Below are 11717 nucleotides of genomic sequence, written 5' to 3' on the forward strand. Positions count from 1 at the left end.
AAATGTGGCGCCCTCCCCCCCTTTCTTAAACCGCCATAAGGGATTTCCATATAGTCCGCCCCTAGATATCCGATATCTGAAGATATCGGATAGCATGAGATATCAGTTATCGGATAGATATGACATATCGATAGATACCCAATATATAAAAGATATGCGATATTTATAGATATCATATATCTTGAGATACCGGATATCTGTTGTTAACATCTATCAAAGGGTATCAGATATCTCGGGATATCGGATATGCCGTCACAACTGAGAAGAGACTGATTATGCCAACCATTTGCTTCGCTAATTCCAAGGGTGGCGCAGGTAAAAGCACGACGACGCTCCTCGTGGGGCAAGTTCTTGCTGAAGCCGGCCGAACAGTGTGCGTCCTCGATGCGGATCCAAACCAACCCCTCGGCAGTTGGGCCGACCGGACAGGGGATGACATGCCTGAGAATCTGGCAATCGTCCGTGATGTTACTGAGAAAACAATTCTCGACGTGCTCGAAGAGGAAGAGTCGAAGAACGATTTCGTCCTAATCGACCTGGAAGGAACAGCGTCGATCGCCGTGAGTTACGCGATCAGCGCATCGGATCTCGTTGTGATCCCGTGCCAGGGCACCCAGCTCGACGTCGACCAGGCCGCCCGTGTGATAGCGCTCGTCAAAAATGGCGAAAGGCAGACGCGCCGCAAGATTCCATTCTCGATCCTGTTCACGCGCGTTAACCCCGCAATCCGGCCGCGGGACTTAACCCATATCGAAAGAGAGTTGGCTGCAGCCGGAATCCCGACATTCAAGTCTGCAGTGACGCAACGAGCGGTCTATTCGACAATTTTTCAGACCGGGGGGACGATCTATCAAATGTCCAAAGCGGATGCATCAAATGTGGAGAGAGCAATTGAGAATGCCGAAGCCGTTACTCAGGAATTGATCAACAAACTGAAGGAGGTCGCTCATGGGTAAGGAACGCGCGAAACTAGACTTCGGTTCTCTCGAATTCGGAGCGACTGAAGAAAAAAAACGAGTGCCAAAACCTGCACGTACACCGGAAGCAAAACGGGAACTTGATCGTACGTCTATTCAGTCCGGTTTCACTCCGCGTAGCGGGGCCAAGATCGATGGGCGAAGTCTACGATCCAAGGGTCCGCGAGAGCAGCTGAATATGAAGGTGGCGAAGCAGCTCAAGGACAATTTCCAGATAGCTGCCGCCGAGCGGCGCCTTACGAACGGTGAGCTATTCCAAATTATTTTCGAATTCTGGGAAAAGGCGGAGGAGCCAGAGAAATAGGGCAGGGGGCTATTATGGGCTCGCCTACTTTATCCACAGGTATCTGCCGTTCGGGCGTCGAAAAAAAAAGACTGTTAGATCGTTAGATTCTGAAGTTAGAGAGTTACGCTTTTTTAGTAAGTTGATCGCAAAGGCGTATTTAGGCTTTCTGTGATCGATGTTCCGAATAATCGTGAATGATGTTCCGAAGTGAATGTGATCGATATTCCGAGGATCTGTGAGTGATGTTCCGTATCAGTTTGTGAGTGATGTTCCGAATTTTCCGTGGTCGATGTTCCGAATTCAAGAGAGGTGGATCACCGCAGGATCTGCCGGACGTTGTGTGAGTGATGTTCCGAATCACTCCAGGACGGTGATCCCTTCTTTTGGCCGGAAGCTGATGATCATATTCTCGTTTTTTTGATATCGCCTCGTGACCTCGTGTGTGTCCGCCGGCGGCCCCGGTTTGCGTTTCGGGTCGAAAGAGGCGGATATCGTGTAAGAGGGCAGGGGGTCCGTCTCGATAATCTTGAGAATGTTAACCTTGAAAAAGCGTAGCTCTGTTTGAGAACCGCATTTTTTCCAAAGGTTTACCAGAGAAATGTCCCAGCGCTGCTGATGCCCGCAATGCTTACGCGCAAGCTCATACAGCCGCCGTTCGATACCGCCCTTGAGCGAAAAATACCGCGAGTCAATCGTGAGTACGGTCCGGTCTTTGGTCAGTGCCCGGAAAATCCACTCGTTCAGCGTGACCTCGATCGCGGCCATGCGTTCTTTGCCGGCCGGGGTTGTTCTTTCGACAACGCGGGCCGACTCAATCCACGAAAAGAACCGCTTCTCTTCTTTTTCCCCAGTCTTGATCGTGGTTCGGATGGCAGTCGACTGCAGACGGTCAAGAGCATCTTGCAGGAGCTGATAAGATCGTTTGCCTTCGCCGCGCCGAGCCAGGCGGAGAAAGTCATAGGCGTGAAACTGGATCGTACGCGCGGGAGTAAGCCCCCGTTCGATCTGCTCATTTATCAGCGATGAGCAATAAATCATCACGTCTTTGTCCCAGATGGTCGCAATTCCTTTGTGACCAGGCCGGACTTCTACGTGAATTCCACGCTTCGGATCGTCGTAAATCATGGGATCCATCCTCGGGCGCTTCGCTAGGGCGAAGTGAGGAAATTCCATGACATCCCGCTGATCTTTGATCGGCGCGTCGATGATCGAGCTGAGAAAGAGATCTACTTGATCGTTTGAAGCCATGGCGAATTGTGAGTGATGTTCCGAATTTTGTCATCAAGTGTGATCGATGTTCCGAATCCTGCGAGTTAGGCGAGGCGGATGTTCGGATCGGAAATGTGTTTGATGTTCCGAATCGCGTTCAGCTCCACATACCTGGCGCATAATTTTGATCAGTAGGGCAGGGGCCTCTCGGCTTCCTCGGCTATCGCCGAGCCTTCTTTCGTGGATCTTGGTAGGGATGATTGAGGTGAGGGGGTGCAGCGGCGCCAGAGGCGCTTATAGCGGCGCCCAAGCGGTTATGCCTTGGATCAACATCAGGCGCTGTAGAGCGCGTGATAGAAGATATATAATTGACGTGATTCACCGGATCATTCTTTTGGACCCTATCCCCAAAAGAAAAGAACACAGCTTCGCCGCCAGAATCTCTCCGCTTAGAATTCAACATCTCCTCTGCTGCCAGCAATAGACGGGCATCGAGAAGGGTCCAGGTATTAGGGCCGTTGCGCGACCCCGTGACGGGATTTGTAACCCGGCCGATGTATCCGGCGCGGACAAGGCGTGCGACTGATAGGTGGGCCGTGGATCGGGCTACACGGGCCATGTTAGCGATAGGGGCCATATACATGGTCCAACTTTCGCGGCCGCGTGAGTAAATCAGGAGCGCTAAAAGAACTCGTCTGTCCGCTGGGGACAGGTGCGACTCTTCAAGAATCGCTGATGGTATTGTGGAGACGGCAAAGGAATCTGTCTCGCGTAGTTCCTGGTCGGCCCAACGGCTTTCGCGTCCTGGCCGCGGTCGCCGGCAGCTGTATATCGAAGTCCTCGTTCTTCCCGCTCGCCGTCCCCTGAAACCGCGTCGTAGCGAGCGGTCGTGGACACCCGGCAAGACTTCTTGCCGGTGACGTTCAGGAACAGAGGCTTCCTTGTGCCAGCGGTTCCACTGATCCAAGGTAGGTTGTTGATCGGCGGTCTGTTTCATGAACAGCAACCGCTTTTTTTTTAGTAGGTCGAGTTCCGACATTCACTGCCTCCGCGATATTGGAGGCGTGCTAAACAAGGACGCAAAAAAGGGTGGCGTTTTACCGCTTTTCTGCTTGACACTTTTTTGGGGATCGCGGAAACTCTTGATTGTCACATCGTAGAGTTTTCACGGGCCGTCCCACTTGGGGCGGCCTTGTGTTTTTATGGCTCCTTGTTCACACGCTCCTTACTGTTGATGATGACTTCGGCTAGTTTATGCGTGGGCCTAACACAAGATATTACCACGCACTCTCTTTCCGGCACAAAATAGTCCCCCTAAGCAACTGACAACAGGCCACTTCTTCGAAGCGGAACAAACATTGTGTTGGTCTGCTCGTCGGGGAATCGCAGCCCCGTCACCTACTGTCATAATAGGTCTGGATTATTGAAGAAAGATAATAGTTAGCTCTTGCGTTTTTTTCTATGGCAAATTATTAAAGAGGGTATCGAGCCAGTGGTTAACGCCGATTAATGGTGATGGCTGCGGGCCATGTGCAGCATAGCGGTCGCAATAACACGGCCAATTTGTGTGCCAGTTGAAAGGGCTATCTCGTTCAATTGGTCATAGAGATGAGGCGTCAAATAAATAGTGATTCCTTTGTATGAAACATTAAACGGGGTCTGAACAAAGCTTATGTCTGCGTTGGATTTGAAGTGGTCAATGAATGCCTGCGCTGACGCGCAATAATACTCGTACTTCTTCGAGTAGTGTTGCTTTGCATACTCGTTGATTAGCTGGCCGTCTGCTTCAGTGAACCGAATAAGATTACTAATCCTACCCTGAGAATTCGGAACTCTTTGGCTCATGGGCTTGATTTACCTTCAGCATCTTTCGTGTTGGCACTAATCAGCAATGTCTACCACCGGAAATTGATGCGGAATGGAAAATCAAACCGGTCAAAATTTCCTGCGCTGAACTTCCATAATCGGCTGTTGCTGGCGAGTAAGTCAAGCTGAGCAAAGAATAATTCCGATGGGTCAATCGTAGAACAACATCTGGCTCGCCCCCCTGCTCAGTGATGACGAGAGCCGTTCAGAATCCCGCTTGAGATACAGAATTGGTTGCGAGGGTATGAATTCAAAACCGTCAAATGGGCAAGGCCAGGCGAAGCAGATCGAGCCATCTGGCGCCAAGAGAACGAGGGCGCCGTGGGGGTTTGCGAAGGTCGAATTTGCCGCCTTGTGGCCGGAAGTTTCACAACGCCTGGACAACAATAAAGAGACCATAGCGGACATCTACAAGGACCTTAAAAGCCGCAATCGTACAACGATCCACGTTCAGACATTTTACACCCATTGCCGAGAATTTTTGGGCACGGGAGCGGCATCGAAAGATGCCCCGGCATCAAGCGAAACAGCGGTGCGACGGACGGACCAGCCGTCCGAGCCCATCATCCAATCAAAGAGCAAGGTCATTCGGCCGCGCGCCGGTCGTGATGTGAACAGTCTGACGGTAGATCCGGAAGATCTGTTGAGCCCGAGCGAAGAGCCACAATCAGGAGATGATTCCAATGGCTAAAGTCTTCATGACACTGCAGGGCAAAGGCGGCGTTGGTAAATCGCTTGTATCGGCGCTTGTAGCGCAGCACTTCATTGAGCGAGGAATAACACCGCGTTGTTTTGATACTGATCCGGTGAACAGAACCTTCGGCTCATACCAAGCCTTCAACACGACAAAGTTTCAATTAGGCCATCGCGTAGATCAAATCGATCCACGGTCGTTCGATGGGCTGATTGAGGAGATCCTGTCGGCAGAGCCCGAAGAAGTCTTCGTTATTGATAACGGCGCCTCAACCTTTTTGCCGCTCATCAACTATCTTGCGGAGAGCGAAGCGGTCTCGATCCTAACAGAATCAGGGCATTCGGTTATTCCGATTTCCATTCTTACAGGCGGGCAGGCGCTGAAAGATACGGCAATGGGCTTGAGCCAGCTTGCGCAATTGGTTCCCGCCGTAGAGCTGCTGATCGTCCTCAATGAGTATTTCGGCCCTATTCAATCTGTCGTGAAGGGCAAAACAGTCCAGTTCACAGAAACGCGGCTTTACAGCGAGCTGGAAGAACGGGTGCGGAGCGTTATCGTTCTTCCAGAGATCAATCCGGCGACCTTCGGGAAGGATCTGGACTTTATACTATCGCGGCATCTTACCTTTAGCGAGGCCGCGGCTGACGAAGGCCTATCCATCATTGCGAAGCATCGCCTCAAAAGCCTTTGGGGCCGTATCAACGAGGCCTTGAGCGAGGCCAACCTGTGAGCCGCCAGGGCATTGAGCAGGAGGCAGCCAACGAGCTGCCGGCCTCAAAAAAAATAGACGAGCTTCGAGCCATTCTACTCGATCAGCATAACGCGGCCGTAGATCGTGATGATCCGGTTCTTCTCCTCTATTCGATCATGAGAATTTGCCTCGATGAAGCGGTTGAGGTCGGCGGCGCGCTGAAGGCGGGTATTAAAACCTCCTGCGATCACGGAGCCGAATCCATCGATAAGCGCATTAGAAGCTCTCTCGATGAAATCATAGGCCAAGTTAGCAACCTGAGCATTAGGGCCAGCATGGCATCGATTGAAAAATCGGCCGTGATCATGGACCGCTCTGTATCCGCGCACAAACGCTTGTTGCGCTGGAACTGCATCCTAATTGCCGTCTCTGTCGCGAGCGTCGGCATCAACCTCCTAATCCTAAAATCTGTTTTGTCATGAAGGGATATCCGATGGGTTATTCACGCAATATGGGCCGCGCAACCGGCCTGATTACATTTGTCTTCGTGGTCGCGATTCTTGCATCGCCAGCGGCCGCCCAGGATGCGAATTGGGTCGCGCCGATCACTGACTTTCTTGAGACGCTGACAACCGGCTTGGGCCAGCTCGGATCAGCGGTTCTGGGCATTGGTATCATCGCAATTGGGCTTTGGGCGTCATGGACCGGCCGCATGGACTGGCCCAGGTTCGGGTTTGCCTTGGTTGGCGGGATTCTGGTGATGCTCGGCCCGACTCTCGTAACAAATCTTTTCGGTTAAATGCCGCTATGAAAACCTCGAGCGCAATCCTTACCCAAACACAGCGGCCACAAACAATGTTCGGCCTGCCGCCCGCCCTAATGATGCTCTCCGTTTCGGGAGGCGCAGTAGGTTTGGCGGTATGCGTTCTCATGGGGGTAATCAGCGTCAGCCTAATTGTCTTCATTAGCCTCACTATTGGTCTATGGGCATGGTTCTGGAAGCACGTCCGGGAGGATTGTCACTATGACCGGGTGCTGATGCAAACACCCAGGTTCTGGGCCGGTAAGCAGCAGCGTACCTTGCTAGCTGGGGCAGGGGGACGCTGATGGGTTGGGAAACACTTTTATCATCGTTCGCTGCGGTCGGCCTTTCTGGGGCTTTGGCAGTACCGGCGTTGCGCCGAAAGGCCTTCGGGGATGTTCGTCAGGATTGGCTCAATGATGAGCTGGAAATTGACCGTGTAGACAGTGACAGCGCGACAATTCACAACAAATGCGGGGCGTTGACACGAGTCTGGAAGATCCAAGGGACGAGCTATGATTCCAAATTGGACGAAGAGCAAAAGGCGCTTCATCTAGCGCGTTCAGCCGCACTGTCGGGACTCTGCAAAAAAGCCGATCTGGCCTTGCGTTTGATTGTTGTCAAACGGAGACGACCGCTGTCGGTAGCGGGTGCTTGGCCTGTAGAGACACTTGCTGAAATAGGCCGGGCGGAAGAAAAACAATACAGGTCGAGCCATCGGATTGATTGGTATCTCATGGCGACCGGTCGCTCTATGCAAGCGCTCATTGATGCCGACCTACTTCTCAAAAGTCGGCTTGGTGTGTTTAAGCCTGAATTGCTTAAATCATCACCGCCCGGAGAAGGCGCCTGCGAGCTGACCGGCTTTTTGAACGGATTGGTTTGTGGCGAGTTTTCCGACGTTCTTCCGGCGAGGTCTCATTCAATTTCTGGAAGCCTGCCGGCAGCGGATCTCCAATTCGACAAGTCGGGAACGGTTCGCACTGAAGGTTCAGAGAAGGCGGTTCAGAAAATTATAGCCATTAGGGAATGGCCCGAAGCCGTCTCTGGACAGCTTATCGCCGCTTTGCTGGCCATCGAGGGAGATCTAGAGATTGATCACCTCATAGAGCCCTGGGCCCGCGACCGCGCTTTGTTGATGTGGAAGCGTCAGCAACGGCAGGAGAAGTCGAACATCCTCTTCCCTAATAGGGCGCTTTCCGACGAAATAGATTACGTGCTGGAAAAACTGTCAGACGGAACCGTGTGCCTTCTCGTCAGCCAGTTTCAAATTGTTGCCCGCGCGCCGAATGAGACCGAACTTGATCGGCTCGTGGACAAAGTGCGAGAGGTTCTGGGAGACCGGAGAGTTGTAGCATCGGTCGAAACCGTGGGAGCGCCCATTTGTTGGTTCAATCGCCTCCCAAGACCCGTCGTAGCGGGTGTTGCGGGACCTGGCGCTAAATTTTTACGGCCACTAACGATCACTGAGAACGTAGTCGCGGCGTTGTGGCCCTTTATACATTCGCCATCGGGCATGCATGAGAGTCCGTTCGGCAAAGGACCGGTGCGTTTGTTCAGAACGCGCGTAGGACAAGCCTACAATTTTCAATTCCATGTCTCGAATAAAGATAAGCCGTTGGGGCATTTTTTGGTTTTCGCGCCGACTGGTGGCGGCAAATCCACATTGATGCTCCACTTACTATCCGGATTGGCGAAATTTCCGGGGGTGCGATCTTACCTCTTTGATTCAAAGGAAGGCGCCCGCTTCATGGTCGAAGCGATGGGCGGGGTTTACCAGCCTTATGAGAAATTGGCGCTCAATCCGCTCGATGTTGGCGCCGACACGGTAGCCAACCGGAACCGTGTGAGTGCCATGCTGAGACTTCTTGCAGGCGAAGCCGCATACGAAGACGGCGCCAGTGACATTCTCCGGCATGCAGTAGATCTGGCCTTTCTGGACGAGCCGCCGCACCGATCTCTGAATGGCATTTTTGAGCATGCCTTTCCGCGCAATACGAACTTGCGTCGGAGCTTGGGGCTTTGGGTGCGTGATGCCAAAGGCAACATTGGCTCCCATTCACACGTCTTCAACGCGCCGGACGATAGCCTTAGCGGCGTCCTCGATCACTTTATGGTCGCGATCAATATGAATGAGGCACTTGAAGACCCTCTGCTCGGGCCGCCTGTCGTATCTCATATTGCGAGCGCCATCGGGCGAACGGCTGGTGGGGGAAAAGGTTTCGCTATTTTCATCGATGAAGCCGCCAAACTTTTGGAGAATCCTGGGTTCGAAGATTTTGCGGCAGAAATGTACCGGGAGTACCGGAAATTAGGCGGGGTTATAGGGCTCGCTTTTCAGGATCCGGCCGCATTGGCTGCATGCCGGCATAGCAAAGCAATCATCGAAAACACGGCGACTATGATTTTCCTGCCTAATTCCAATGCCCGGCCGGAAAGTTTCGCTCCCTTCGGTTTGAACGAAGAGCAACTGGCCTTTGCTACCGGCAGGACAATTCAGTCCGGGCACCGTGAAGCGCTGGTGGTCAAGCGGGATGCTTCCAGCGGATACGAAGAGACAGCCATCATCGATATCGATCTTGGATATCTTGGTGACGCGCTGCGGTTCTACGCAAGCGGTCCCGATCGGAACAAACAGATCGAAAAACTTCAAGAAGAGTGGGGGCAGGAATGGCGAAGGCATCTTTGATGGCGAACGGCTGGATCACATTTCGCAAGTTCACCATCCGCTTAGCAGTGGTGAGCGGCCTTATCATCGGTGTGCCAACGATTGCGGTAGCCGCTATGGCGGTTGTTGACGCAACGGCAATTACAAAACTGACCCAACAGATAAACAATATGAAAGAGCAACTTCAGGCAGCGCTCGATCAAATAACGTGGCTCCAGGAGATATCTGCAGTCGCCAACGACACTCTCAATGCTGTTGGGACAGCCGGCGCAATAACACTCCCAACGGTCAATCTGGAGCGGCTAACCGGCCGGTTGAATAGCGATGTCGGATGTCTAATAAACAATCTCAATGACGCTTATCCGACACTGGGCTTCGAGAATTTAAATTTCGCCAGTATTTGTGCTGGCCGCACGGCCTATTCCAAAGCGCTTTTTATTAAAGGGGCAGAAGTTGAGGACGACGAGCGCCCATTGACCTGGCGGGAGCGATCAGAAGAGGTCAAGGCGGTCAATTATCGGCGCCATGCTGTCTCTAAGGAAGCGGTTGTCAGCGGCCTCGCCTTGGCAAAACTCAATACAACGGATGTTCCTGAAACGAATGGGCGTGCGGTCCAGGAGTTACAAAACAGTGTATTGGCCGCAAAGGACCAGAACTCGCGCCTTGCAGTCATTGCACAAGGCATTGTGCTCCAAGCGCAGCTCCAAGTTCAGTCGAACCAATTACAGGCAAAGCAGGTTGAGCTGCTTTCCTCTTTGCTTATGGGTATGTCGCTTCCGGCAACGGATAACATTGAAATTACAGAGAAAGAAGAAATCGAGGGTAACAATTAAATGTCCCCTCGATTCTCGCGATCAATTGCTTTTCTTTTGATGGGTGTCGATTGCCTTCGCAATCCTCGCTTGCATGGCTTTGTCCATCCAATTGGGAACATTGGTGCAGTCGCCAGAGAAGATATTGAGGTTGGACATTCTTTCGCATTCCTCAGGAGAATTAACGCCCCAAGGCGTTGGAACGGATCCAGGAATTGCGCCGAATTGATTTGCCCAAGACGAGACAGAAGCTGCCTCGATTTGCTGCCAAAGATAAAAAAGCTGCATGAAATCGAAGTATTCCTGTCGGCCTTCGTAACTGGAATCGTTCTTGTAGCGCTCAACCATCGATTTTGTCGGGGTCCACAAACCGAATGGTTTACGAAGCGCTCGTTTCCGTCCCTCGAACTCTTCGCGAGTTTTGATCGTGTTCCACCATTCCTGCGCACGGTCAAAATCATAAAAACTGTCTTTGGTGATTTTTTGGCTCCAGCCGAACGCTTGGGCATCTTTCATAGGCAGGAATGCGAGGGCAACAATCATGGCTAATGAAAGCGAATGCTTCACTTGCGCCGTAGTGAATTCATACGTTGATCTCGCTGGAAAATTCACTAGCGACCTAAGCAATTCCATTGTTGAACCCATGTGGATCTTATTTGGCTCTTTAGCGAGTCTATGGATTGTTGTGCACGGCATTAAAATAATCCTCGGATCATTGGATGTTCGCGAATTTGGACGCGAGTTTATTTACATGATTATAGCCGCTGGCATGCTCTCTGGGCAAGGCCCGGAGCTGGTTAATTCACTTTATTCGGCTTCCCTTTCAACAATTTCCGGTGCGGCGTCGGCGGTGCTTTCAACCGGCACAATTGCCGACGAAACAGGAGTTACAGGCGGCCAGCCAGATACCCTTGCATCAAATGGAGTGACCAATCTTGACGGAATGACCTCTCTAGTCATGACCGCGGAACAAGGGATTTTTAAGGTATTCGAAATGGTTGGTCTGATGATTGCTAACGCGCCAGGGTGGGGCCCGTCGATTGGCGCTTACGTCACCGGCTTTCTAATCTTGCTGCCCTACGCCATTTTACTGATCGTTTATTTTGCGCAAGTCGTCGTCACCATCTTCCGTGTGATGATGATCGCGGCGCTTTCACCGATCCTGATGTTGATGTTCGGCTTCAATTTTGGGCGCGGCATGGTTTTCAGCGGTCTGAGAACCATGTTTGCCAGCTTCATGGTCCTGTTTGGGGCCACCATCGCCTTGGCAGTCTGCCTATACGGTGTGTCCTCAATGGATATTGCGGGTGAGCCGATTGAAGAAGAAGTTGCTGGCTTCTTGAATTGGAGCAATTCCCGCCTCTGGGTCACGATCATGCTCGGATGGCTCGGCACCGCTTTCATGGCTGAAGCGACATCGATCGCCAATTCGATTTCAGAAGCAAAACTCACTAATCAGGCGGCCGCCATCATAACGGCAGGCGCAACAGCAACGGGACTGACGCTGCTGAATCACGGCAAAGGCCGCGCGGGTCAAATTTGGCAAAAAGGCAAGAGTCTAATCGATCAAGGAAGAGGGTCGGGGAGCAACGCCGGCACTGGATCCTCAGAGAGCAATGCTCAAGGAAGTGATCGGTTCAATGAGCCCGGCATTGATAACTCGCACAACTCGTCAGGGAGCTAACCATGAACAAAACGGATTATCCGAAACC

Annotated in this window: 11 protein-coding genes; 9 read left to right on the top strand and 2 right to left on the bottom strand. The window is 52.1% G+C overall.

Annotated elements, in window-relative coordinates; translation table 11 throughout:
* Nucleotides 1-275 precede the first annotated feature (275 nt).
* Nucleotides 276-956 carry a ParA family protein gene (locus tag K328_RS0100380; protein WP_028464280.1) on the top strand — a complete coding sequence of 227 codons (681 nt, stop codon included), beginning with the start codon at nucleotides 276-278 and terminating at the stop codon, nucleotides 954-956.
* Complete coding sequence (locus tag K328_RS0100385) at nucleotides 949-1281, top strand: hypothetical protein (RefSeq protein WP_028464281.1); 333 nt, start codon at nucleotides 949-951, stop codon at nucleotides 1279-1281. The genes K328_RS0100380 and K328_RS0100385 overlap by 8 nt, the downstream gene beginning before the upstream one ends.
* A 339-nt stretch (nucleotides 1282-1620) precedes the next feature.
* On the opposite strand, the gene K328_RS21880 is transcribed toward K328_RS0100385, so the two are convergent.
* A complete protein-coding gene (locus K328_RS21880) occupies nucleotides 1621-2511 on the bottom strand; it encodes a replication initiator protein A (RefSeq protein WP_051284218.1) in 891 nt (296 codons plus the stop codon).
* A 2071-nt stretch (nucleotides 2512-4582) separates the two neighbouring features.
* On the opposite strand from K328_RS21880, the gene K328_RS0100400 reads away from it, so the two are divergent.
* The 6 genes from K328_RS0100400 (at nucleotide 4583) to K328_RS0100430 (ending at nucleotide 10026) form a co-directional block, all read left to right on the top strand.
* A complete protein-coding gene (locus tag K328_RS0100400; protein WP_028464283.1) occupies nucleotides 4583-5029 on the top strand; it encodes a hypothetical protein in 447 nt (148 codons plus the stop codon).
* Complete coding sequence (locus K328_RS0100405) at nucleotides 5022-5762, top strand: P-loop NTPase family protein (protein ID WP_028464284.1); 741 nt, start codon at nucleotides 5022-5024, stop codon at nucleotides 5760-5762. The genes K328_RS0100400 and K328_RS0100405 overlap by 8 nt, the downstream gene beginning before the upstream one ends.
* Nucleotides 5759-6205 carry a hypothetical protein gene (locus K328_RS0100410; RefSeq protein WP_028464285.1) on the top strand — a complete coding sequence of 149 codons (447 nt, stop codon included), beginning with the start codon at nucleotides 5759-5761 and terminating at the stop codon, nucleotides 6203-6205. The genes K328_RS0100405 and K328_RS0100410 overlap by 4 nt, the downstream gene beginning before the upstream one ends.
* 11 nt (nucleotides 6206-6216) lie before the next feature.
* Nucleotides 6217-6522 carry a TrbC/VirB2 family protein gene (locus tag K328_RS0100415; RefSeq protein ID WP_028464286.1) on the top strand — a complete coding sequence of 102 codons (306 nt, stop codon included), beginning with the start codon at nucleotides 6217-6219 and terminating at the stop codon, nucleotides 6520-6522.
* 307 nt (nucleotides 6523-6829) lie between these two features.
* On the top strand, nucleotides 6830-9214 hold the full coding sequence (locus K328_RS0100425) for a VirB4 family type IV secretion system protein (protein ID WP_036552915.1): 2385 nt from the start codon (nucleotides 6830-6832) through the stop codon (nucleotides 9212-9214).
* The gene (locus K328_RS0100430) at nucleotides 9196-10026 is read left to right on the top strand and encodes a hypothetical protein (protein ID WP_156901131.1); all 831 of its coding nucleotides are present in this window, start codon (nucleotides 9196-9198) and stop codon (nucleotides 10024-10026) included. The genes K328_RS0100425 and K328_RS0100430 overlap by 19 nt, the downstream gene beginning before the upstream one ends.
* Before the next feature lie 21 nt (nucleotides 10027-10047).
* On the opposite strand, the gene K328_RS0100435 is transcribed toward K328_RS0100430, so the two are convergent.
* Nucleotides 10048-10548, bottom strand: coding sequence for a hypothetical protein (locus K328_RS0100435; protein ID WP_028464290.1), 501 nt, complete (start codon nucleotides 10546-10548; stop codon nucleotides 10048-10050).
* Here K328_RS0100435 and K328_RS0100440 point away from each other — a divergent pair.
* Nucleotides 10547-11689 (top strand): hypothetical protein, encoded by a 1143-nt coding sequence (locus K328_RS0100440; RefSeq protein ID WP_156901132.1) that lies wholly within the window; start codon nucleotides 10547-10549, stop codon nucleotides 11687-11689. The two genes, K328_RS0100435 and K328_RS0100440, sit on opposite strands and share 2 nt — an antisense overlap.
* Nucleotides 11690-11717: the final 28 nt, after the last annotated feature.

The sequence above is a fragment of the Nisaea denitrificans DSM 18348 genome (assembly GCF_000426505.1).
Lineage (GTDB): Bacteria > Pseudomonadota > Alphaproteobacteria > Thalassobaculales > Thalassobaculaceae > Nisaea > Nisaea denitrificans.

What these genes read in the sequence shown, in the direction of transcription:
- K328_RS0100380 (WP_028464280.1), top strand. Translation starts at nt 276, where the DNA reads ATGCCAACCATTTGCTTCGCTAATTCCAAGGGTGGCGCAGGTAAAAGC.
- K328_RS0100385 (WP_028464281.1), top strand. Translation starts at nt 949, where the DNA reads ATGGGTAAGGAACGCGCGAAACTAGACTTCGGTTCTCTCGAATTCGGA.
- K328_RS21880 (WP_051284218.1), bottom strand. Translation starts at nt 2,511, where the DNA reads ATGGCTTCAAACGATCAAGTAGATCTCTTTCTCAGCTCGATCATCGAC.
- K328_RS0100400 (WP_028464283.1), top strand. Translation starts at nt 4,583, where the DNA reads ATGAATTCAAAACCGTCAAATGGGCAAGGCCAGGCGAAGCAGATCGAG.
- K328_RS0100405 (WP_028464284.1), top strand. Translation starts at nt 5,022, where the DNA reads ATGGCTAAAGTCTTCATGACACTGCAGGGCAAAGGCGGCGTTGGTAAA.
- K328_RS0100415 (WP_028464286.1), top strand. Translation starts at nt 6,217, where the DNA reads ATGGGTTATTCACGCAATATGGGCCGCGCAACCGGCCTGATTACATTT.
- K328_RS0100425 (WP_036552915.1), top strand. Translation starts at nt 6,830, where the DNA reads ATGGGTTGGGAAACACTTTTATCATCGTTCGCTGCGGTCGGCCTTTCT.
- K328_RS0100430 (WP_156901131.1), top strand. Translation starts at nt 9,196, where the DNA reads ATGGCGAAGGCATCTTTGATGGCGAACGGCTGGATCACATTTCGCAAG.
- K328_RS0100440 (WP_156901132.1), top strand. Translation starts at nt 10,547, where the DNA reads ATGGCTAATGAAAGCGAATGCTTCACTTGCGCCGTAGTGAATTCATAC.
- K328_RS0100435 (WP_028464290.1), bottom strand. Translation starts at nt 10,548, where the DNA reads ATGATTGTTGCCCTCGCATTCCTGCCTATGAAAGATGCCCAAGCGTTC.